At 73.7% G+C, this 21875-nt stretch carries 23 protein-coding genes; 19 read left to right on the top strand and 4 right to left on the bottom strand.

The features are described from left to right. Positions 1 to 30 precede the first annotated feature (30 nt). Positions 31 to 684, bottom strand: coding sequence for a 2-phospho-L-lactate guanylyltransferase (gene cofC, locus AC4BGE_RS01545; RefSeq protein WP_490574135.1), 654 nt, complete (start codon positions 682 to 684; stop codon positions 31 to 33). Positions 685 to 803: 119 nt separating this feature from the next. On the opposite strand from cofC, the gene AC4BGE_RS01540 reads away from it, so the two are divergent. Both AC4BGE_RS01540 and AC4BGE_RS01535 read left to right on the top strand, forming a co-directional pair. Further along, complete coding sequence (locus AC4BGE_RS01540) at positions 804 to 1598, top strand: lysophospholipid acyltransferase family protein (protein ID WP_490569839.1); 795 nt, start codon at positions 804 to 806, stop codon at positions 1596 to 1598. Beyond that, entirely contained in the window at positions 1595 to 2596 is a 1002-nt protein-coding gene (locus AC4BGE_RS01535) for an NAD(P)H-dependent glycerol-3-phosphate dehydrogenase (protein ID WP_490569840.1), read from the top strand. The genes AC4BGE_RS01540 and AC4BGE_RS01535 overlap by 4 nt, the downstream gene beginning before the upstream one ends. 34 nt (positions 2597 to 2630) lie before the next feature. Here AC4BGE_RS01535 and AC4BGE_RS01530 read toward each other — a convergent pair whose 3' ends face one another. Beyond that, the gene (locus AC4BGE_RS01530; protein WP_490569841.1) at positions 2631 to 3755 is read right to left on the bottom strand and encodes a trans-sulfuration enzyme family protein; all 1125 of its coding nucleotides are present in this window, start codon (positions 3753 to 3755) and stop codon (positions 2631 to 2633) included. Positions 3756 to 3788: 33 nt separating this feature from the next. Between AC4BGE_RS01530 and AC4BGE_RS01525 the strand changes: the two genes are divergently transcribed. Next, on the top strand, positions 3789 to 4913 hold the full coding sequence (locus tag AC4BGE_RS01525) for a D-alanine--D-alanine ligase family protein (protein ID WP_490574134.1): 1125 nt from the start codon (positions 3789 to 3791) through the stop codon (positions 4911 to 4913). Positions 4914 to 4923: 10 nt separating this feature from the next. Here AC4BGE_RS01525 and AC4BGE_RS01520 read toward each other — a convergent pair whose 3' ends face one another. Beyond that, positions 4924 to 5427 carry a DUF3515 domain-containing protein gene (locus tag AC4BGE_RS01520; RefSeq protein WP_490574133.1) on the bottom strand — a complete coding sequence of 168 codons (504 nt, stop codon included), beginning with the start codon at positions 5425 to 5427 and terminating at the stop codon, positions 4924 to 4926. 68 nt (positions 5428 to 5495) lie between these two features. Continuing rightward, positions 5496 to 5732 (bottom strand): Lrp/AsnC ligand binding domain-containing protein, encoded by a 237-nt coding sequence (locus AC4BGE_RS01515; protein WP_490569844.1) that lies wholly within the window; start codon positions 5730 to 5732, stop codon positions 5496 to 5498. 119 nt (positions 5733 to 5851) lie between these two features. On the opposite strand from AC4BGE_RS01515, the gene AC4BGE_RS01510 reads away from it, so the two are divergent. The 16 genes from AC4BGE_RS01510 (at position 5852) to ftsY (ending at position 21855) form a co-directional block, all read left to right on the top strand. Continuing rightward, the gene (locus tag AC4BGE_RS01510; RefSeq protein ID WP_490574132.1) at positions 5852 to 6802 is read left to right on the top strand and encodes a thiamine-phosphate kinase; all 951 of its coding nucleotides are present in this window, start codon (positions 5852 to 5854) and stop codon (positions 6800 to 6802) included. A 133-nt stretch (positions 6803 to 6935) separates the two neighbouring features. After that, positions 6936 to 7121, top strand: a complete 186-nt coding sequence (gene rpmB / locus AC4BGE_RS01505) for a 50S ribosomal protein L28 (RefSeq protein WP_490574131.1) — start codon at positions 6936 to 6938, stop codon at positions 7119 to 7121. A gap of 135 nt (positions 7122 to 7256) precedes the next feature. Further along, complete coding sequence (locus AC4BGE_RS01500) at positions 7257 to 8909, top strand: DAK2 domain-containing protein (protein WP_490574130.1); 1653 nt, start codon at positions 7257 to 7259, stop codon at positions 8907 to 8909. Positions 8910 to 8913: 4 nt separating this feature from the next. Then, positions 8914 to 11175, top strand: a complete 2262-nt coding sequence (locus tag AC4BGE_RS01495; protein ID WP_490574129.1) for an ATP-dependent DNA helicase RecG — start codon at positions 8914 to 8916, stop codon at positions 11173 to 11175. Beyond that, positions 11172 to 11786 (top strand): 16S rRNA (guanine(966)-N(2))-methyltransferase RsmD, encoded by a 615-nt coding sequence (gene rsmD, locus AC4BGE_RS01490; protein ID WP_490569849.1) that lies wholly within the window; start codon positions 11172 to 11174, stop codon positions 11784 to 11786. The genes AC4BGE_RS01495 and rsmD overlap by 4 nt, the downstream gene beginning before the upstream one ends. After that, a complete protein-coding gene (gene coaD, locus AC4BGE_RS01485; protein ID WP_490569850.1) occupies positions 11786 to 12280 on the top strand; it encodes a pantetheine-phosphate adenylyltransferase in 495 nt (164 codons plus the stop codon). The genes rsmD and coaD overlap by 1 nt, the downstream gene beginning before the upstream one ends. A gap of 105 nt (positions 12281 to 12385) precedes the next feature. Then, the gene (locus AC4BGE_RS01480; protein WP_490569851.1) at positions 12386 to 12910 is read left to right on the top strand and encodes a YceD family protein; all 525 of its coding nucleotides are present in this window, start codon (positions 12386 to 12388) and stop codon (positions 12908 to 12910) included. Between the two features lie 64 nt (positions 12911 to 12974). Continuing rightward, complete coding sequence (gene rpmF, locus AC4BGE_RS01475; protein ID WP_489966863.1) at positions 12975 to 13160, top strand: 50S ribosomal protein L32; 186 nt, start codon at positions 12975 to 12977, stop codon at positions 13158 to 13160. Further along, the gene (gene rnc, locus AC4BGE_RS01470; protein ID WP_490569852.1) at positions 13115 to 13885 is read left to right on the top strand and encodes a ribonuclease III; all 771 of its coding nucleotides are present in this window, start codon (positions 13115 to 13117) and stop codon (positions 13883 to 13885) included. The genes rpmF and rnc overlap by 46 nt, the downstream gene beginning before the upstream one ends. 3 nt (positions 13886 to 13888) lie before the next feature. Beyond that, on the top strand, positions 13889 to 14743 hold the full coding sequence (mutM, locus tag AC4BGE_RS01465) for a bifunctional DNA-formamidopyrimidine glycosylase/DNA-(apurinic or apyrimidinic site) lyase (RefSeq protein WP_490574128.1): 855 nt from the start codon (positions 13889 to 13891) through the stop codon (positions 14741 to 14743). Positions 14744 to 14845: 102 nt separating this feature from the next. Continuing rightward, positions 14846 to 15049 carry a hypothetical protein gene (locus AC4BGE_RS01460; RefSeq protein WP_490574127.1) on the top strand — a complete coding sequence of 68 codons (204 nt, stop codon included), beginning with the start codon at positions 14846 to 14848 and terminating at the stop codon, positions 15047 to 15049. After that, on the top strand, positions 15046 to 16341 hold the full coding sequence (locus AC4BGE_RS01455; protein ID WP_490574521.1) for an MFS transporter: 1296 nt from the start codon (positions 15046 to 15048) through the stop codon (positions 16339 to 16341). The genes AC4BGE_RS01460 and AC4BGE_RS01455 overlap by 4 nt, the downstream gene beginning before the upstream one ends. Before the next feature lie 34 nt (positions 16342 to 16375). Further along, on the top strand, positions 16376 to 19924 hold the full coding sequence (smc, locus tag AC4BGE_RS01450) for a chromosome segregation protein SMC (RefSeq protein WP_490574126.1): 3549 nt from the start codon (positions 16376 to 16378) through the stop codon (positions 19922 to 19924). Continuing rightward, the gene (locus tag AC4BGE_RS01445; RefSeq protein WP_490569856.1) at positions 19921 to 20382 is read left to right on the top strand and encodes an acyl-CoA thioesterase; all 462 of its coding nucleotides are present in this window, start codon (positions 19921 to 19923) and stop codon (positions 20380 to 20382) included. Before smc ends, AC4BGE_RS01445 begins: the two co-directional genes overlap by 4 nt. A 111-nt stretch (positions 20383 to 20493) precedes the next feature. Then, on the top strand, positions 20494 to 20676 hold the full coding sequence (locus AC4BGE_RS01440; protein ID WP_490569857.1) for a hypothetical protein: 183 nt from the start codon (positions 20494 to 20496) through the stop codon (positions 20674 to 20676). Between the two features lie 36 nt (positions 20677 to 20712). Further along, positions 20713 to 21855, top strand: a complete 1143-nt coding sequence (gene ftsY, locus AC4BGE_RS01435) for a signal recognition particle-docking protein FtsY (RefSeq protein ID WP_490569858.1) — start codon at positions 20713 to 20715, stop codon at positions 21853 to 21855. The last annotated feature ends 20 nt before the right edge of the window (positions 21856 to 21875 follow it).

Here is a 21875-nt window from a genome sequence, read left to right as displayed (position 1 = left end):
GCGGGTCCTGTGCGTCCCGGACGCCCGTGCCTAGGAGCTCGGGGGTCCGTCCGGAGGGTCGCCGGCCAGTGCGCGGGTGCGGGGCCCGGCCCCCAGGTCCAGCGCCCGGGCGAGGTCGTCCGGTTCGTCCACGTCCAGGCGGACCCGCAGCGGCGCGTCGTCGAGACGCAGCGCCCCGAGCGCCTGGTGCGCGGCCGCCGACCCCGGACCGAAGCGGGGGGCGAAGTGGGCCTGGGGGGCCGTGTAGAGGGTGGTGCCGGTGCCGGCGGCGTCGGGGACGAACGCCGGGAGGTCGCCCGCCTGCCGGAGCACCAGCCCCAGCACCTGGGCCAGGTCCTCGGGGCGCAGCGCCGGCAGGTCGGCGCAGAGGGCGACCGGGCGCGTCCCGGGCCAGCGCCGGGCGGCCTCGGCCGCCGCCTGTCGCAACGTGGCGTTGAGGTCGTCGGTCACGGCGTCCGGCACCACCGCGCAGCCGGCCTCGCGCAGCGTCCGGGCCAGCAGGTGGTCGTCGGTGACGGCGAGCACCCCGGTCACCTCCGGGCAGGCCAGCGCGGCCGCCACCGTGTCGTGGACGAACGCCTCGGCGAGTGCGGCCCGGCGAGTGCTCTCCAGGCCGGCGAGCCGGGACTTCGCCCAGGCCGGCGGCTTGGCCGGCACCAGGACGGTGAAGCTCTCCTCAGGCATTCTCGCGATCCTGCCACCCGGTGGCACACCTCCCTCGGTCGGGGAGGCAGTAACCTCTGTCACACATTCAGGAAACAGTGCGTGCCATCGGTGCGCGTTCGGGAGGAGGTCGGTCGTCGGTGCCCCTGGGCAAGCTCACGAGGCGGCACGGCTGGGGCTTCCTGGCCGGGAACATCATCCTCCGCCCCACGTTGGGGGCGACCACCACGCACCGCTGGATCGGTGGTGACCACATCCCCCGCGAGGGCGGGTGCATCCTGGTCTTCAACCACCTCTCGCACGCCGACCCCCTGCTGACCGCGCACTTCGTCTACGACCACGGGCGGCTGCCGCGCTACCTCGCCAAGGCCGCGCTCTTCCGGAGCAACCGGTTCGTGGCCGGGGTGCTGCACTCCACGGGGCAGATCCCGGTGGAGCGCCTCACGCCCGGGGCGATCGGCGCCTACGACGCGGCGGTGGCCGCCGTCGAGGCCGGTGAGTGCCTGGTGGTCTATCCCGAGGGGACGCTGACCCGGGACCCCGACCTGTGGCCGATGCGGGGCAAGTCGGGTGCCGCCCGGATCGCCCTGGCCACGGGCGCCCCGGTCGTCCCGGTGGCCCACTGGGGTGCCCAGGAGCTGCTGCCGCCCTACTCCCGGCGGCCCAAGCTGCTGCCCCGCACCCGGATCACGGTCCGGGCGGGTGAGCCGGTCCCGCTGGACGACCTGCGCGCCCGGCGCGACGACCCGGCCGCCGTGCAGGAGGCCACGGACCGGATCATGGCCGCCGTGGTCGCCGAGCTCGAGCAGATCCGCGGGGAGAAGGCGCCCGAGGAGCGGTTCGACCCCCGGCGTGCGGGCGTCCGGCTGATAGGAAACCCTCACGACGCACCTCCCGGCCGCAAGGACCGACACACCAGGAAGAGGACGAGATGACCAAGGTGGCAGTGCTGAGTGCCGGCTCGTGGGGCACCGCCTTCGCCCTCGTGCTCGCCGACGCAGGCAACGAGGTGGTGCTGTGGGCCCGCCGGGAGGAGCTGGCGACCGCGATCACCTCCACGCACGAGAACCCCGACTACCTGCCGGGGATCGAGCTTCCTGCCGCCATCACCGCGACGTGCGACGCCGCGAAGGCGCTGGCCGGGGCCGAGGTGGTCGTCTTCGCCACCCCCTCCCAGACCTTCCGGGAGAACCTCACCGCCTGGGCACCGCTGATCGAGGACGACGCGGTGCTGGTCAGCCTGATGAAGGGCGTCGAGCTGGGCACCCTGAAGAGGATGAGCGAGGTGATCGCCGAGGTGACCGGCGCCGGTCCGGACCGGATCGCGGTGATCAGCGGGCCCAACCTGGCCAAGGAGATCGCCAAGCGCGAGCCGGCCGCGTCGGTGGTGGCGTGTGCCGAGGAGTCCGTGGCCCGTCGCCTGCAGCAGATGTGCCACTCGCCGGCGTTCCGTCCCTACACCTCGACCGACGTGCTGGGCTGCGAGCTCGGCGGTGCCTACAAGAACGTCGTCGGCCTGGCGGTGGGAATGGCGGTGGGGCTCGGCTTCGGGGACAACACCACCGCCTCGGTGATCACCCGCGGGCTGGCCGAGACGGCGCGGTTGGCCGTGGCGCTCGGTGCCAACCCGATGACCCTGATGGGCCTGGCCGGCCTCGGAGACCTGGTGGCCACCTGCTCCTCGCCGCTCTCGCGCAACCGCAGCTTCGGCGAGCGACTGGGTCGAGGCATGACCACCGAGGAGATCTACGCCTCGACCTCCCAGGTGGCCGAGGGGGCGAAGTCGTGCGCGTCGCTGCGGGCGCTGGCCGAGGCCCACGGCGTGGACGCTCCGATCGCCGCCCACGTCGACGACGTGGTCGCGGGCCGGGCCACTGCCTACGACATGATGAACGCCTTCATCGCCCGCGACACCAAGGCCGAGACCGACTGAGCCGCCGAGCCGGCGCGGGCCCGGGTGGCGGGAGTCAGCCGCGGTCCGGCAGGACCAGGTCGTCCAGGGCGCGACGCAGGTCCTCCCAGAGGTCCTCCACGTCCTCGATGCCGACCGAGAGCCGGACCAGCCCGTCGGGGATCGTCGCCGGCTCGGACCGCCAGCGGCGCCGCCGCTCGAAGGTCGACTCCACGCCCCCCAGCGAGGTGGCGTGCACCCACAGGGAGGTCTTGCGGGTCAGCAGGTCGGCGGCCATCGCGCCCTCGGCGAGCACGATCGAGACGATCCCGCCGAAGCCGGGGTAGCGGACCTCCCCGACAGCCGGGTGCTCACGGAGCCGTCGCACCAGCTCGGTCGCGTTGGCCTGGGCGCGCTCGACGCGGAGGTGGAGGGTGCGCAGGCCCCGGAGGGTGAGCCAGGCCTCGAGGGTGCCGGGCACCGCGCCCACCAGGTCGCGCCGCCCCTTGAGCACCTTGAAGAGCTCCTCGTCCCGGGTGCAGATCGCGCCCATCAGCACGTCGCTGTGCCCGGCGAGGTACTTGGTCGCCGAGTGGACCACCAGGTCCACCTCGTCCTCCAGGGGGCGTTGGAGCAGCGGGGTGGCGAAGGTGTTGTCGACGACCACGTAGGCGCCGGCCGCATGGGCGGCGGCCCGGATGGTGGGGATGTCCGCGACCTCCAGCGCCGGGTTGGTCGGGGACTCCAGCCAGACCAGGGCAGCCCCCTCGCACGCGGCCACCATGGCCTCGGTGTCGGTGACGTCGACCAGCTCGGTGCGCAGGCGACCCCGTGCCTCCAGGTCGGCGAGCTGCATGACGGTGCCGTTGTAGGCGTGGCGTGGCGCCACCACCTTGCCCCCGGTGCCCACCAGGTCCAGCACGGTGGCCACCGCGGCCAGGCCGGAGCCGAAGGTGAGGCAGCGGCCGCCCTCCAGGGCCCCCAGCGCCTCCTCGAGCGCCAGCCAGGTCGGGTTGCCGTAGCGGCCGTACTCCAGGTCGCCGCCGGCGACGTAGGTGGAGGCCATGGTGAGGGGGGTGTTCAGCGGGGCGTCCGGCTCGTGCGGCGGGCGCCCGACCGTCACGGCCAGGGTCCCGGGACGCAGCGCCGGGGTGGCGGGGACGGGGGTGCTCTCGGGGCTGCCGGTGGCGTCGGTGGGCATGGTGGCGACTCTAGAACGCTAGGGTCGGGCCCGATGAACTCGCCCGTCAGCCCCAAGCCCCGCGTCGCCGTCGTCTTCGGCGGGCGCTCCTCCGAGCACGCCATCTCGTGCGTGACCGCGGGCGCCGTGCTCGACGCCCTGGACCGCGACAAGTACGACGTGGTGCCGGTGGGCATCGCCAAGGACGGGCGCTGGGTGCTGGAGAGCGAGGACACCGAGCGGCTGCGGCTCACCTCGGCCGAGCACCTGCCGCACGTCGACGGCGAGCGGGCCGCGGTGCAGCTGCTGCGCGAGGAGGCCCACACCGACCTGGTGATCACCGAGCCGTCGCAGCCGCCCCGGACGCTGGGGGAGGTCGACGTCGTCTTCCCCGTGCTGCACGGTCCGTGGGGCGAGGACGGCACCATCCAGGGGATGCTCGAGATGGCCGGCGTGCGCTACGTCGGTGCCGGCGTCCTGGCCTCGGCCGTGGGGATGGACAAGGCCTACATGAAGGTCGTCCTCAAGGCCGCCGGCCTCCCGGTGATGCCGGACGTGGTGATCACCCGGCGCCGCTGGGAGCGGGACCAGCAGGCGTGCCGCGACGAGGTCGCCGCACTGGGCTACCCGGTCTTCTGCAAGCCGGCCCGGGCCGGCTCGAGCATCGGGATCAGCAAGGTGCACGACGCCTCGGAGCTCGACGCCGCCGTCGCCGAGGCGCAGCGTCACGACCCGAAGATCCTTGTCGAGGTCGCCGCCGAAGGGGCCCGCGAGGTGGAGTGCGGGGTGCTCGAGGCCCTCGACGGGACCGTCGAGACGTCGATGCCCGCAGAGATCCGGATCGGGGGCGGGCACGAGTTCTACGACTTCGCCGCCAAGTACCTGCCTGCCGAGCACACCGAGCTCGACATCCCGGCCGACCTGCCGGACGAGGTGGCGACCCGGATGCGCGAGCTGTCGGTCCGCGCCTTCGAGGCCGTGGGCGGCGAGGGCCTGGCGCGCGTCGACTTCTTCGTGATGCCCGACGGGTCGCTGGTGGTCAACGAGCTCAACACCATGCCCGGCTTCACCCCCATGTCGATGTACCCGCAGATGTGGCGGGCCTCAGGCATCGGCTACCGCGAGCTGGTGGACCGTCTCGTCCAGCTGGCGCTGCGCCGGGAGACCGGCCTGCGCTGAGGCCCCGGGCTCAGTGGCAGGGCAGGGTCTCGACCAGGTGCTCGGCCACGAGCGGCCCCAGGGTCGCCAGCGCCGAGTCGGCCCCGCTGTCGCGCAGCTCGGGCGGCACCACGAGCCGCACCCGGGGGCTGTGGCTCATCGCGGTGATCTCGACCGGTCCGCTGCGGTCGCGCAGCTGCGAGTCCGGCATGAACCAGCCGGTGCCGCCGATGGGGTTGCAGGAGGCGAACTGGTCGTACTCCTCCGGCTCCTCGGCGCCGCACAGGAGCACGACGGGCGGGTCCCCCCAGGCGGCGGCCGGGGCGTCGTCCGGCTCCACCTCGCGCCGCTCCTGGCCGAAGAGCCGGTCGGGCAGGTGCTCCAGCAGGGCCTGGCACCGGGCTGCGTCGTCGGCCGGGAGCGCGGGCGTCTCGACCTCGACGGCGCTGCCGCAGGCCGCCAGGAGCGCCACGGGGGCCAGGAGGGCGAGGACGGGGGTGAGCCGCCTGGACCGGGCGGCTCCGGGTCGGGGCACGACGACGCCCCGCGGTCCTGGGGACCCGGGGCGTCGTGGAGTCGCGGTCGGCACGTGGGGCGCTGCCCTCAGATGTGCACGACCGGGCAGGTGAGGGTGCGGGTGATGCCCTCGAGGCTCTGCACCTTGGAGACGACCAGCTTGCCGAGCTCGTCGACGTTGCGGGCCTCGGCGCGCACGATCACGTCGTAGGGGCCGGTGACGTCCTCGGCGAGCGTGACGCCGTTGACCTGCGCGATCGCTGCGGCGACCTCGGCAGCCTTGCCGACGTCGGTCTGGATCAGGATGTAGGCCTGGACGACCATCAGGGCTCCTCGGTTCGGTCTCGTGGGCGTTGTCCTGCGTCAACCTACAGGTCTGCCCGGCCACGCCGGTAGGTCGGGCGATGCGGGTCGATCCCGCCGCGATCTGGTGGGATGGCTCCATGCCTCTTCCCCCGGACGCGACCCTGGCGGACGTCGGCGAGTTCGGCCTCGTCGCCGAGCTCGTCTCCCTCTTCGAGCAGGGTGACCACGTGCTGGTCGGCCCGGGCGACGACGCCGCGGTCCTGCGCATCCGCCAGGGTCACGTGGTGGTCTCCACCGACCTCGTGGTCGAGGGCCGCCACTTCCGTCGCGACTGGGCCGAGGCCGAGGACGTGGGCCGCCGGGCCGCCGCGCAGAACCTGTCCGACGTCAACGCCATGGGTGGGCGGGCCCACTCCCTGACCATCGGACTCGCGGCGCCGGCCGACCTGCCGGCCGCCTGGGCGCTGGACTTCGCCCGGGGGTTCGCCGCCGAGTGCGCAGGGGTCGGGGCCAGCGTGGTCGGCGGGGACCTGACCCGGGCCGAGCAGATCGTGGTCTCGGTCACCGTCATCGGCGCCTGCGCCCAGGCCCCCGTGCTGCGCTCCGGTGCGCTCCCCGGGGAGGTGCTGGCGCTGCGCGGCCGTCAGGGCTGGGCCGCCGCCGGGCTGGCGGTGCTGGGTCGCGGGTTCCGCTCGCCCCGGGTCCTGGTGGAGGCCTACCGGCGCCCGGAGCCGCCGTACGACGCCGGGCCGGAGGCCGCCGCGGCCGGCGCCACGGCGATGATCGACGTCTCCGACGGCCTCGTCGCCGACGCCGGGCACCTGGCCGGCGCCTCGAGGGTGCGCCTCGACCTGCGCCGGGAGGCCTTCGCCGTGCCGGAGCCGCTCCGTGCGGTCGGGTCGGCGCTGGGGGCCGACCCGATGGCCTTCATCCTCGGCGGGGGAGACGACCACCCCCTGCTCGCCGCCTTCCCCGACGAGGCCTCGGTGCCCACCGGCTGGCAGGTGGTGGGCTCGGTCCTCGAGGGCGAGGGGGTCACCGTCGACGGCGAGGCCTACGAGGGCGATGCGGGCTGGGTGCACTTCTGACCGGGCGCCGTCCCGGGCTCGATTTCTCCGGCCGGGGGATGGTCGGATACTCTTGTGCGGTTGCTCGTCGACCGGTTCGTCCTGGTCACGACGGGCATGTCGACTCAACCAAACGAACTGATCGGAGTGCACGGTGGCTGCCGTCTGCGACATCTGCGCCAAGAAGCCGGGCTTCGGCAACAACCGTCCGTGGTCGCGCAAGATCACGAAGCGCCGCTTCAACCCCAACATCCAGCGCGTCCGCGCCACGGTGAAGGGCACCCCCAAGCGTCTCAACGTCTGCACGGGTTGCCTGAAGGCCGGCAAGGTCTCCCGCTGACCTGACAGCGTTCCAGTCGGCCCCGCGAGCAGCACGCTCGCGGGGTCTTCTGCGTCCCGGGCCCGCGGCCCACTAGCCTGTGGGCGCAGCTCGGGCGGCGTCAGCCTGCCGACGGTCACCAGAGAGGGACGGGGCATGGAGCAGGTTCCCCACGGCATCGCGCTGGACACCATCTTGCGGTTCGTCGACATCGGCACCGACGCCCTCAGCGCCGCCCGGGAGGAGATCGACGCGCTCAACGTCTATCCCGTGCCGGACGGCGACACCGGGACCAACATGTTCCTCACCTTCTCCGCTGCCCGTGACGCCATCCGGGAGCGGGCCGGCAGCGGCGGCGGCGTGCCGGAGTGCCTGGCGGTGCTGCGCCGGGCCGCGTTGCTGGGGGCCCGGGGGAACTCGGGGGTCATCCTGAGCCAGATGCTGGGCGCGGTCGCCTCCCGGATCGAGCAGGCCGACCCGGAGGAGCCCTACGCCCGGGTGATGGCGGACGCGCTGCGGGTGGCCACCGACGCCAGCTACGACGCCGTCGGCGAGCCGGTCGAGGGGACCATCCTCACCGTGGCACGGGCGGCCAGCGACGCCGCCCAGCAGCTCGTCGCGGCGGACACCGACGGCACGCTGCGCGCCAGCCAGGTCTTCGCCGCCGCGGCCGCCGCGGCACGCGAGGCGCTCGCCCGCACCCCCGAGCAGCTCCAGGTGCTGGCCGACGCCGGCGTCGTCGACGCGGGCGGGCGCGGGCTCTGCGTCGTCCTCGACGCCGCCGAGCGCGTCCTCACCGGGCGGGTGCCGGCGCAGGCGCGTGCACGGGTGCCCCGGATCCCGGTACGGCTGCCCGCCGGCGACCTCACGGCCGAGGGCCCCGCCTACGAGGTGATGTACCTCCTGGAGGCGTCCGAGCACGACGTCGTGGCGCTGCGCGCCGAGCTCGGCCGACTGGGCGACTCCCTGGTGGTGGTCGGGGGAGAGGGGCTGTGGAACGTCCACGTGCACGTCGACGACGTCGGGGCCGCGATCGAGGCGGGGATGGTCGCGGGTCGTCCCTACCGGATCCGGGTGACCCACTTCGCCGAGCAGATCGCGCAGCAGGCGGCCCGGGTGGAGACGGGGTCGGGCTCGCGCCAGGGGCGCCGCATCGTCGCGGTGGCGGCGGGCGCCGGGCTCCGCAAGCTCTTCGAGGAGGCCGGGGCGGTCGTGGTCCCGGCCGGTCCCGGGCGGCGCCCCTCGACCGGGCTCGTCCTGGAGGCGATCGAGGAGTGCGGGGCCGCGGAGGTCGTGGTGCTGCCCAACGACCCCGACTCGGTGCGGGTGGCGGAGATCGCGGCCCGGACCGCCGAGGAGTCGGGACAGGTGCGGGTGGCGGTCATCCCCACCCACGCCCAGGTGCAGGGGCTCGCCGCCCTCGCGGTGCACGAGCCCGGCCGCTCCTTCGACCAGGACGTGCTGGAGATGACGGCCACCGCGCGGCACGCCCGTCACGGGGCCGTCACCGTGGCCGCCAAGCAGGCGATGACGATGGCCGGCCCGTGCGAGCCCGGTGACGTGCTGGGAGTGATCGAGGGCGACTTCGCCGTCGTCGGCAACGACCTCGACGAGGTCGCGGCCGGGGTGCTCGACCGGCTGCTGGGCGCCGGTGGCGAGCTGGTCACCATCGTCGCCGGGGCGGATCCGGGCTCCCCGGAGCTGGCGGCGCGGAGCGCCGAGCGCGTCGAGGCCCAGCACCCGCACGTCGACGTGGTGGTCTACGAAGGCGGTCAGGAGCGGTACCCCCTCCTGATCTCGGTGGAGTAGCGCGATGGTCGCGATCACTCCCGACTCGCCCGTGGCGAGCGTCTTCGGCAGGGCGGTCAAGAAGCGGAAGGCGGTCGAGGAGGGCCTCGGGCTGCGGAGCGTGGGCGACCTGCTCTGGTACTTCCCCCGTCGCTACGTCGCCACCACCGAGCTCACCGAGGTCGCCCGGCCGCGTGAGGGCGAGATGCTCAGCGTGGTGGGCCGGGTCCGCAGCAGCCAGGTGAAGTCGTTCACGAACCGGCGGACCAACCGGCTCAGCCACCGCCTCGAGGTGCGCGTCGAGACCGCGGGGCCTGAGTTCACGTTGACGTTCTTCATGCCGCACAAGGGCATGGCCGAGAGCGAGTGCCGGCGGATGGCTCCCGGGTCCCGGGGCATGTTCACCGGGAAGGTGCAGCTCTTCAACCGCACCTGGCAGCTCGCCTCACCGCACTCGGTGATGTTCACCTCCGCGGGGGAGGCCCCCGGTGAGGACGACGACCCGACGGCCGTCGACGCGGCGCTGGCGGCGAGTCTCAAGGGGCTGCTCCCGATCTACCCGGTGACCGCCGGGCTCTACTCGTGGGACCTGCAGAAGATCGTCCAGGTCGCCCTCGAGCTGGTCACCGGCGTGGAGGAGGTGCTGCCTCCCTTCCTCCTCGAGCGGCACGGCCTGCTGGACGTGATGACGGCGCTGCGCTGGATCCACGGACCCGACGACCAGCGCCAGCTGGGCGCCGCGCGCAAGCGCTTCCGGTTCCAGGAGGCGCTGGTGCTGCAGCTGGTGCTGGCCCGCCGCCGGGCAGCCCTGCGCGCCCGCGGGGCGCAGGCCCGCGACGGCGGCGAGGGGCGGCTCCTGGCCGCCTTCGACGCCCGCCTGCCGTTCGAGCTGACCGCCGGCCAGCGCGAGATCGGCGACCTCCTCGCCGAGGAGCTCGCGCGCCCGCACCCGATGAACCGGCTGCTCCAGGGCGAGGTCGGCTCGGGCAAGACCCTGGTGGCGCTGCGCGCGATGCTGCGCGTCGTCGACTCCGGGGGCCAGGCCGCCCTGCTCGCCCCGACCGAGGTGCTCGCCCAGCAGCACCACCGCAGCATCGTGGCGATGATGGGCGACCTGGCCGCGGGAGGGATGCTGGGTGGCGCCGAGGAGGCCACCGGGGTGGCCCTGCTCACCGGATCCATGCCCAAGGCACAGCGGGCCGAGGCGATGCTCCGGATCGCCAGCGGCGAGGCCGGGCTGGTGATCGGCACCCACGCGCTGCTGGAGGAGCGGGTCTCCTTCGCCGACCTCGGCCTGGTGGTGGTCGACGAGCAGCACCGGTTCGGGGTGGAGCAGCGGGCGGCGCTCACCGACAAGGCGCGCACCCCTCCGCACGTGCTGGTGATGACGGCCACGCCGATCCCGCGGACCGTCGCGATGACCGTCTTCGGCGACCTGGAGACCTCGGTGCTGCGCGAGCTCCCGGCCGGGCGGGCCCCCATCCAGACCAACGTGGTGCCGTTGGCGGACCAGCCGCACTGGATGGACCGTGTCTGGCAGCGGGTCGCGGAGGAGGTCGCCAAGGGGCACCAGGTCTACGTGGTCTGTCCGCGGATCAGCGGCGACGAGCCGGAGCAGGGTGAGACCGACCAGCGCGAGGTCGACGAGGACGGGCGGGACACGACGCCCCGCAAGCCGCTGGCGGCGGTCGAGGAGGTCGCCGAGCAGCTGGCGGCCGGCCCCCTGGCCCACGTCCGGGTGGCCCGGCTGCACGGCCGGATGCCGGCCGAGGAGAAGGAGGCCACGATGCGCTCCTTCGCCGCGGGGGAGGTGGACGTCCTGGTCTCCACCACCGTGATCGAGGTGGGCGTGGACGTGGCCAACGCGACCACCATGGTGCTGCTCGACGCGGAACGGTTCGGCGTCTCCCAGCTCCACCAGCTGCGCGGTCGCGTGGGTCGTGGCGGGCTGCCCGGGCTCTGCCTCCTGGTCTCGGCGGCCGAGGCCGGCACCGAGGCGCGCGGCCGGCTGGACGCGGTGGCGGCGACCACGGACGGCTTCGAGCTCAGCCGCATCGATCTCGAGCAGCGCCGCGAGGGCGACGTGCTCGGCAAGAACCAGAGCGGCTTCCGCTCGAGCCTGGAGAACCTGCGTGTGCTCCGGGACGAGAAGACGATCGTGGCCGCGCGGGAGGCGGCGGAGCTGCTGCTGGGCGACGACCCCGAGCTCCTCGGTGCCCCGCTGCTGGCGCGCGCGGTCCGCGAGATGGAGGAGTCGACCAAGTCCGACTTCATGGAGAAGGCATGACCAGGATCATCGCCGGGGCCGCGAAGGGACGCCGCCTCGCAACCCCCGCCGGGGATGCCACCCGGCCCACCAGCGACCGCGTCCGGGAGGCGCTGTTCTCCGCCCTCGAGGCGTGGTGCGGCTCGTGGCAGGGGCTGCGGGTGCTCGACCTGTACGCCGGCTCCGGTGCGGTGGGGCTGGAGGCCTGGTCGCGCGGGGCCGAGGCGGTGACACTGGTGGAGCACGACCGGCGTACCGCCGCGCTGGTGAGCGCCAACGCCCGCACCATCGGGGCCGGAGCGGGGGAGCGGGCGGTGGAGGTCGTGGCCGCCACGGTGAGCACCGCCCTGCGCCGGGCCCCCGCGGCGCCCTACGACGTGGTCTTCAGCGACCCGCCCTACCCCCTGGAGCCGGCCCGGGTGGAGGAGGACCTCGAGCTGCTCGTCGCGGGTGGCTGGCTCGCCGAGGAAGCCCTGGTCGTGGTGGAGCGCTCCGCGCGGGGGCCCGCGCTCCGGTGGCCCCCCGGTCTGGAGGGCGAGCGGCAGCGTCGCTACGGCGAGACGGTGCTTTGGTACGGTCACGCCGTCGGACCCGGTTCCGGGGCCGACCAGGGTCAGCAGGAGGAGAGCTAGTGCGCCGCGCCGTCTGTCCGGGGTCGTTCGACCCGGTCCACCACGGACACCTCGATGTCGTCGGACGGGCCTCGCGGCTCTTCGACGAGGTGGTCGTCGCGGTGGGGGTCAACGCCTCCAAGAACAGGCTCTTCACCGCCGAGGAGCGGATGGAGATGCTGACCGAGGCCTGCGCGGGGTTCGGCAACGTGCGGGTGGCCGGCTTCACCGGCCTGCTCACCGAGTTCTGCACCGCGCAGGACGCAGTGGCGATCGTCAAGGGGCTGCGTGGCGCCAGCGACTTCGACTACGAGCTGCAGATGGCGCAGATGAACGCCGGCCTGGCCCCGGTCGAGACCGTGTTCGTCACCACCAGCCCCCAGTACTCCTACCTGGCCTCGAGCCTGGTCAAGGAGGTGGCGGCCCTCGGCGGCGACGTCTCCGGCCTGGTGCCCGCCTTCGTGCTGAAGCGGTTGACGGCACGGCTCGCGGAGCGGGCCTCCGGTGCCTCCTGACCCGTTTTGCCGCCTGCCCGGGCGGCCGGTTAGACTCACCAAGTTCTGCCTTGCCCCAGCACTGAAAGTGGACCACTGAACAGCTTGGACCCGAGAGCGCCGCTCGTGCTCGACACTCGCGAGCTCGGCCGCCGCCCGGGGTCCCAGCGTGAGGTGGTCCGTTCGGTGCCGGCACCGGCAGAGCTTGGCATCGAAGTCCTTCGTGTCCCCGAGGGGTCGCCGGTCGAGCTCGACCTGCGCCTCGAGGCGGTCATGGAGGGAGTGCTGGTCACCGGAGTGGCGCGAGCCGCTCTGGAAGGCGAATGCGTGCGGTGCCTGGAGCCGATCGACGACGAGGTCGCGGTCAACTTCCAGGAGCTGTACGTCTACGACGACGTCCGGCACGACCACTCCGACGAGGAGCTGGACGACGAGGCCAGCAAGCTCGAGGGCGACCTGCTCGACCTCGAGCCCCTGCTGCGGGACGCGGTGGTGCTCGCACTGCCGTTCCAGCCGCTGTGCCAGGACGACTGTCCCGGGTTGTGCGTCGAGTGCGGTGCACGGCTCGCGGACGACCCGGACCACGGGCACGAGGAAGCGGTGGACCCGCGTTGGGCGGGCCTCGCGGCCCTGAAGCAGGATGAGGACTGAGAAGGTCGGGACCCCGACCGGACGAGAGCACGAGGCCGTCAGGCCCTGGCACAAGGAGATCACAGTGGCTGTCCCCAAGCGGAAGATGTCGCGCAGCAACACGCGCCACCGTCGCTCGCAGTGGAAGGCCGTCGCGCCGACGCTGGTGACCTGCGCCAACCCGGCCTGCGACGCCAAGCACCTGCCGCACCGCGCCTGCGGCGAGTGCGGCCAGTACGGCGCCCGCGCCGCCCGCCGCCAGGTCCTCTGACCCAGGCCCGGCAGCTGAGCACCGAGCAGCTACGGACAGCACTCGGTGATCCGATCCTGGATCCCGAGCTGCTGGACCGTGCGCTGACGCACCGCTCCTACGCCTACGAGAACGGCGGCCTGCCGACCAACGAGCGCCTGGAGTTCCTGGGCGACTCGGTGCTCGGCGTCGTGGTCACCGAGACCCTCTACCGCACCCACCCCGACCTCTCCGAGGGCCGCCTGGCCAAGCTGAGGGCGGCGGTGGTCAACGCGCGAGCGCTCGCCGACGTGGCACGCACCATCGGCCTGGGCGAGCACATCAAGCTCGGGCGGGGCGAGGAGACCACGGGCGGCCGGGAGAAGGCCTCGATCCTCTCCGACACCGTCGAGGCGGTGATCGGCGCCATCCACCTCTCCGGAGGGCTGGGGGAGGCCGCCGAGGTCATCCACCGGCTCTTCGACCCGCTGATGGAGGCCGCCGCCGCCATGGGGGCCGGCCTCGACTGGAAGACCTCCCTGCAGGAGCTGGCGGCCGAGCACCAGCTCGGCGTGCCCGACTACGTGATCCAGGACGACGGCCCGGACCACGCCAAGACCTTCACCGCGCAGGTCCGCGTCGGCGACACCCTCTACGGGCACGGCGCCGGCCGGTCGAAGAAGGAGGCCGAGCAGGCGGCCGCCCAGACCGCCTACGGCGAGATCGTGGAGGCTCGTCGGGTCGACGGGATCCCGAGCGGGTCCTGAGCGGTGCCGGAGCTTCCCGAGGTCGAGGTCGTCCGGCGGGGCCTCGAGCGCCACGTCACCGGCCGCACGGTGCGGGCCGTGGAGGTCCTCCACCCGCGGTCGGTCCGCCGCGACCGGCTCGGTCCCGAGGGCTTCACGGCGGCCGTCACCGGGCGGACCGTCGCCGGCGTCCGCCGCCGCGGCAAGTACTTCTGGCTCGCCTTCGACGACGGCGACGCCCTCCTCGGCCACCTGGGCATGAGTGGCCAGATGCTGGTGCAGGCCCCCGACGCGCCGGCCGAGCGCCACCTGCGGGTGCGCTTCACCCTGGGTGACGACCTCGAGCTCAGGTTCGTCGACCAGCGGATCTTCGGGGGCCTGATGCTCTCGCCCGGCGGGGCCGTCCTGCCCGCCGAGATCGCACACATCGGGCGCGACCCCCTCGACCCCGACTTCGACCTCGCGACGGTGGCCCGCCGGATCGGGCAGCGGCCCGCCGCCGTCAAGCGACAGCTGCTCGACCAGGGAACCGTCTCGGGGATCGGGAACATCTACGCCGACGAGGCGCTGTGGCGGGCCCGGGTCAACGGGGAGCGGCCCGGCGACCGGCTCCTGCGCAGACAGGTGGTCGAGCTGCTCGGTCACGCTCGCGAGGTGATGGAGGCGGCCCTGGCCCAGGGTGGGACCTCCTTCGACGCGCTCTACGTCAACGTCAACGGGGAGTCCGGCTACTTCGACCGGAGCCTGCACGCCTACGGCCGGGAGGGGGAACCCTGTGAGCGGTGTGGTGCCCCTATCCGGCGGGTCGCGTTCATGAACCGCTCCTCCTACTTCTGCCCGGTCTGCCAGCCCGTGCCACGCCGACGTACCGCTCGGTAACTTCCGCGTGACGTGGAGTTGACCCGGGCGTCGCCCGGTGGGACTCTTGACAAGGGCTGTACAAGACCCTTTCACCGTTCTTCTGACCTCGAAAGGCTGACGATGGCCAAGGCGCTCCTCGGACATCTCGTCGTCGACCAGCGCGGCAGCGCCCAGCTCTCCTCGGAGAACGCTCGGCTGCGCGCGCGGGTCGCCGACCTGGAGTCGCTCGTGCGGCAGCTGCAGCACGAGAACGACCGCCTCACCGACCTGCAGGCCGCGGCCCTCCTGGACGACCAGTCGCTCCAGGAGATGCTGCCCGCCTGAACGGGCGGCGCTCCCGGCTCGGTGAGACGATCTCGCCCTCCCGGCTGGGAGTCGACTACCGGCGCCTGCTGACGTCGGTCTGGACGACCAACATCGGCGACGGCATCGCGCTGGCCGCGGGTCCGCTGCTCGTCGCCTCGCAGACCGACGACGCGCGCCTCGTGGCGCTGGCCGCCGCTCTGCAGCGGGTGCCCTGGCTGCTCCTCGGCCTCTTCGCCGGCGCGGTGGCCGACCGTCTCGACCGGCGTCGGGTGGTGGTGGTCGCCAACCTGGCCAGGGCGGGCGTCCTGGTCGTCCTCTGCGCGGCGGTCACCACCGACCGGGTGGGGATCGCGCTGGTGCTGGCGACCATGTTCGCCCTCGGTGTCGCCGAGGTCTTCTCCGACTCCGCCACCTCCACCCTGACCCCGATGGTGGTCGCCAAGGCGGACCTCGGGGTGGCGAACTCCCGCCTCCAGGCCGGCTACCTGGTCGGCAACCAGCTGACGGGACCTCCCGTCGGCGCCTTCCTCTTCGCCACCGGGATGGCGTGGCCGTTCATGGTCCAGGCGACCACCGTCCTCCTGGGCGCCGTGCTGGTCTCCCGGATCGCGGCGGCGCGTGGGGCGGTGCGGCAGGTGAGCGGGACCCGGGTGCGCCACGACATCGTGGAGGGGATGCGCTGGATCCGCGGCCATCGTGCGATGCGGACCCTGGCCCTGGTGATCTGCGCGTTCAACGTGACCTGGGGCGCTGCCTGGTCGGTGCTCGTGCTGTGGTCGATCGACCGGGTGGGGATGGGCGAGGTGGGCTTCGGCCTGCTCACCACCGCTGCGGCGGTCGGCGGGCTGGTCGGGACGGTGACCTTCGGGTGGCTCGAGCGCCGCACCACCCCGGCGGCCCTGATGCGCGGCTGCCTGCTGCTCGAGGTCGCGATGCACCTGGGGCTTGCGCTCACCACGACGGGGTGGCTCGCCCTGCTCATCATGCTGGGGTTCGGGGCCTACTCGTTCGTCTGGTACAACGTCTCGGTCTCGGTCCGTCAGCGGGCCGTGCCGACCGAGCTCCAGGGCCGGGTGGGGTCGGTCTACCTGGTGGCTGTCTTCGGGGGCATGGTGCTCGGGCAGCTGCTCGGCGGGGTGATCGCCGAGCAGTGGGGGCTCGCGGCCCCCTTCTGGTTCGCCTTCGTCGGCTCCGCCCTCACGCTGGCCCTGGTGTGGCGCCAGCTGGGCCACATCGCGGTGGCCGACCGCGCCCCCCTCGAGCCGGCGCGCGCGGAGCGCCCTGCCGAGCCTCCTGCGGAGGTAGTGTGACCCGCGGCCACGCAACCGCGATGAGGAGTCCTGGGTGTACCTGAAGAGCCTGACCCTGAAGGGCTTCAAGTCCTTCGCGTCGGCCACGACGCTCCAGCTCGAGCCAGGCATCACCTGCATCGTCGGCCCGAACGGGTCCGGGAAGTCCAACGTGGTCGACGCCCTCGCCTGGGTGATGGGCGAGCAGGGGGCCAAGTCGCTGCGCGGCGGCAAGATGGAGGACGTGATCTTCGCCGGCACCTCCGGGCGCCCCCCGCTGGGCCGGGCCGAGGTCGCCCTGACCATCGACAACTCCGACGGCGCGCTGCCCATCGACTACGCCGAGGTGACGATCAGCCGCACGATGTTCCGCAACGGCGGCTCGGAGTACGCGATCAACGGCAGCTCGTGCCGCCTCCTCGACGTCCAGGACCTGCTGTCCGACTCCGGCATCGGCCGCGAGATGCACGTGATCGTCGGCCAGGGCCAGCTCGACTCGATCCTGCACGCGACCCCGGAGGACCGGCGCGGCTTCATCGAGGAGGCCGCGGGCGTCCTCAAGCACCGCAAGCGCAAGGAGAAGGCGCTCCGCAAGCTCGACTCCACCGACGGCAACCTGACCAGGCTCAACGACCTGCTCGCGGAGCTGCGACGCCAGCTCAAGCCGCTCGGACGCCAGGCCGAGGTGGCCCGGAAGGCCGCCACCGTCCAGGCCGAGGTGCGCGACGCCCGGGCGCGGATCGCGGCCGACGACCTGGTCACCGCCCGCGAGGCGCTCCAGCAGGAGCTGGCCGACGAGTCGGTGCTGGTGGAACGGCGCGAGGCGGTGGAGGCCGAGCTCGCCGCCGCCCGCGAGGCAGAGGCGCGCCTCGAGGCCGCCCTCCGCGAGGACCTTCCCGCCCTGGCCGCGGCCCAGGAGTCGTGGTTCGCGCTCTCCGGTCTGCGCGAGCGGCTGCGCGGCACCCAGTCGCTGGCCGCCGAGCGGGTGCGCAACGCCCGGGGCTCCTCCGACGAGACCCACGAGGGCGGCCGCGACCCCGACGAGCTCGAGGCGCAGGCGGAGCAGGTGCGGATCAAGGAGCAGCGCACCGCGGCCGAGGTCGAGGAGCTGCGGGCCGCGCTGGAGCGGGCCGTGCAGGCCCGCCGCGAGGCCGAGGACGCCGCGGCCGAGGAGGAACGGCGCATCGCCGGGCTGGTCCGCGCGGCCGCCGACCGTCGCGAGGGCCTGGCGCGGCTGCAGGGCCAGGTCAACGCGCTGAAGTCGCGGGCGGCCGCGGCCGACGAGGAGCTCGGACGGCTGGAGTCCGCGCGTCAGGAGGCGCTGGCCCGGGTCGAGCGCGCGCAGCACGACTACACCGCCCTGGAGACGAAGGTGGCCGGGCTCGATGCCGGTGAGGAGGGGCTCGACGCCGAGCACGAGGCGGCCGTCGACCTGCTCGACGAGGTGGACGAGCGACTCTCCCGGGCGCGCGAGGCCCTGCAGGCCTCCGACCGGGAGCGGGCGGGGCTGCTGGCCCGCAAGGACGCCCTGGAGATCGGGCTCAACCGCAAGGACGGCGCGGGTGCGCTCCTGGCGGCCTCCGACGAGGTGTCGGGGGTGCTGGGCACGGTGGCGGCGCTGCTGCAGGTCAGCCCCGGGTACGAGGCGGCCGTCGCGGCCGCCCTGGGCGCCGCGGCGGACGCGGTCGCGGTCACCGGGATCGACGCCGCGCTCGACGCCGTCCGGCACCTCAAGCAGCACGACCTGGGACGAGCCGGGATGGTGGTGGCCGGTGGGCCGGCGCGCGAGGAGGCGCGCCCCCGGCTGCCGGCCTCGGCGACGTACGCCCTCGACGTGGTCCAGTGCCCGGCCGACCTGGCTCCTGCCGTCGCCACCCTGCTCTCGCAGGTGGTGGTGGTCGACGACCTCGACGCCGCCCGGGAGCTGCTGACCCACGGTGCCGCGACCGCGGTGACCCGGGAGGGCGACGTCCTGGGTGCCCACCTCGCGGTGGGCGGCTCCACCAGCCAGCCCAGCCTGCTCGAGGTGCAGGCGGCGCACGACGAGGCGGTCGACCAGCTGGCGCGGGCCACCGCGGCCTGCGAGCGGCTGGGGTTCGAGATCTCGGGGCTGGAGGGCGAGCGGCTCGAGGCGCTCAAGCGCGTGGACGTCGCGCTGGCGCGGCTGCACGAGTCCGACGCCACGCTGGCGGCCGTGGCCGAGGAGCTCGGCCAGTACGGCTCCCAGGCACGGGCCGCGCGCGGGGAGGCCGAGCGGCTCGAGCGCGCGATCGCCACCGCCACCCAGGCCAGGGAGAAGGACCTGGCCGGCCTGGCCGACCTGCAGGCCCGCTGGGACCAGGCGCAGCAGGCTCCCGAGGAGGAGCCGGACACCGCCCGGCGCGAGAAGCTCAAGGAGGCGGCCCGGGCCGCCCGCCAGGAGGAGATGGACGCCCGCCTGGGCCTGCGCACCGCCGAGGAGCGGGCCCGCGCGATCCACGGGCGGGCCGACTCCCTGCTGCGGGCCGCGGCGAGCGAGCGCGAGTCCCGGGCGCGGGCACAGGCCCGGCGCGAGCGCCTGCTGCGCGAAGGTCGGGCTGCCGAGGCGGTGGGGGCGGCCGTCGCCGTGGTGCTGCACGCCCTGGAGGGCGCGGTCAACCGGGCGGCGCACGAGCGGGGCGAGGTCGAGCGGTCCCGGCACGGCCGCGAGCAGGAGCTGCTGACCGTCCGCGCCCGGATGCGCGACCTGGGGCGCGAGCACGACGAGCTGGTCTCCTCGGTGCACCGCGACGAGATGGCCCGGGCCCAGCAGCGGATGCGGATCGAGCAGCTGGAGGAGCGGGCGCTGGAGGAGCTGGGCCTCGCCCCGGACGCCCTGGTCGCGGAGTACGGCCCGCACAACGCGGTGCCGTCCGTCGCCGAGGTGCCGGAGGGGGAGGAGGCGCCCGAGCCGGTGCCCTTCGTCCGGGAGGAGCAGCTCAAGCGGCTGCGGGCCGCGGAGCGCCAGCTCAGCATGCTCGGGCGGGTCAACCCGCTGGCCCTCGAGGAGTTCTCCGCGATGGAGGAGCGGCACCGGTTCCTCACCGAGCAGCTCGAGGACCTGAAGCGGACCCGCAAGGACCTGCTCGACATCGTCCACGAGGTCGACCAGCGGGTCGAGCAGGTCTTCACCGAGGCCTACGCCGACGTGGAGAAGGCCTTCGACTCGACCTTCGCCCGGCTCTTCCCCGGGGGCGAGGGCAGGCTGGTCCTCACCGACCCGTCGAACATGCTCACCACCGGCATCGAGGTGGAGGCGAGACCGCCGGGCAAGAAGGTCAAGCGGCTCTCCCTGCTCTCCGGGGGTGAGCGCTCGCTGGTGGCCGTGGCGTTCCTGGTGGCCCTCTTCAAGGCCCGGCCGTCGCCGTTCTACATCCTCGACGAGGTCGAGGCTGCCCTCGACGACACCAACCTGGGCCGGCTCCTGGAGATCTACGAGGAGCTGCGCGAGAACTCCCAGCTCCTGGTGATCACCCACCAGAAGCGCACGATGGAGGTCGGCGACGCCCTCTACGGGGTGACCATGCGCGGTGACGGGGTCTCGACCGTGATCAGCCAGCGACTGCGCGAGAGCGAGTCGGCATGAGCGCCCCCCGGCCCACCCGCGCCGACTACGTCGCCTGGCGCACGGTGACCACCCGCTGGCGCGACGACGACGCCTACGGGCACCTCAACAACGCGACGTACTACGAGATCTTCGACACCGCGGTCAACGCCCACCTCTTCGAGGCCACCGGGCTCGACGTGCGGGCGCTGCCCCAGATCGGCATCGTGGCCGAGACCGGCTGCCGCTACTTCCGCGAGCTCGGCTTCCCGGCACCGATCGAGACCGGTCTGGTCGTCGACCGGGTCGGCAGCTCCTCGGTGGTCTACCGCATCGGCCTCTTCCAGGGGGAGGGCGAGGAGGCGGCCGCCGAGGGGCGGTTCGTGCACGTCTACGTCGACAACACCCGGGGGGCGGGGGACCGGCCGGTGGTGCCGATCCCCGGCGTGATCCGGGAGGCCGTGCTGCCGCTCCTGCGTCCCGGTTCCGCCACCCGCTGACGGGGCCTGCCCTCGGCCCGAGTGGCGTAGGCAACACGCCGAGGTCCCCAGCCGGCGGCGTTAGGGTGCGAAGGTGGGGGGTCTCGGAGTCGAACCACAGGAGCAACTCGCATGCTGACCGTCATCGTCGTCATGGTGCTCACCCTGCTGGTGGCTGCCGCCGTGCTGGCCTACGTGGCGTTCCCCCACCGGGGCGCGGAGCTCCCGCTGCTGCCGCAGGCCGGGCGCGCGGCCCGCAAGGGCGTGGAGGCCCTGCCGGTGATCGACGAGGAGGAGGAGCCGCGCGGCCCCTGACGTCGCGGACGTGGCCGGTCTGATTGGATTGGGGGCATGGGTGAACTGCTCTATCTGATCATCGGCATCGCTGTCCTCAGCGTGCTGGCCGTGGTGGGTCTGCTGGCCAGTGGCCGTCGGGCGCCGAAGGTGCCCCCGGGCGCCGGCACCGACGTCCTCACCCGACCGGGGACGACGGCCCCGCCGGAGGCGGCCGCCCCCGCTCCACCGGAGACGGTCACCGCGCCCGTCGAGGCGCCTGCCCCGGTCGTGGAGCGGCCGGAGGGCGTGTCCTCCCGGCTCGTCCGTCTCCGCCAGCGCCTCTCCGGCTCCCAGGGCGGCTTGGGACGCGGCCTGCTCGCGCTCCTCTCCCGTGACCGCCTCGACGAGGACACCTGGGAGTCGATCGAGGACACGCTGCTCACCGCCGACATCGGTGTCCGGCCGACCCAGGAGCTGGTCGAGAGGCTGCGCACCCGGATGCGGGTCGAGGGCTCGAAGTCCCCCGACGTGCGCGCGGTGCTGCGCGAGGAGCTGCTCAACCTGGTCGACCCCGGTCTGGACCGGCGCCTGCAGGTCAGCGGCGAGGACGGCAAGCCCGGCGTGGTCCTGGTGGTGGGTGTCAACGGCGCCGGCAAGACGACCACCGTCGGCAAGATCGGGCGCATCCTGGTCGCCCAGGACCGCAAGGTCGTGATGGGTGCCGCCGACACGTTCCGCGCCGCCGCGGTCGAGCAGCTCGCCACCTGGGGGGAGCGGGTCGGCGTGGAGGTCGTCCGGGGCCCCGAGGGGAGCGACCCGGCCAGCGTCGCCTTCGAGGCGGTCAAGACGGGGGCCGAGAACGGGGCGGACACCGTCCTGGTCGACACCGCCGGCCGGCTCCAGAACAAGGCCGGGCTGATGGACGAGCTCGGCAAGGTCAAGAGGGTGATCGAGAAGCAGGCCCCGGTCACCGAGGTGCTCCTCGTGCTCGACGCCACCACGGGGCAGAACGGGATGATCCAGGCCCGGGTCTTCTCCGAGGTGGTCGACGTCAGCGGCATCGTGCTCACGAAGCTCGACGGCTCCGCCAAGGGGGGTATCGTCGTAGCGGTCCAGCGAGAGCTCGGAGTCCCGGTCAAGCTGGTCGGACTCGGTGAGGGAGCCGACGACCTGGCGCCCTTCGACGCCGAGGCGTTCGTCGACGCGCTGCTGGGCTGAGCTCCCCCCCAGAACCGACC

This window comes from Nocardioides sp. Z50_6, assembly GCF_058215755.1.
Note: the sequence above shows the minus strand (reverse complement) of the source record. Positions and strands in the feature narration are given on the sequence as shown.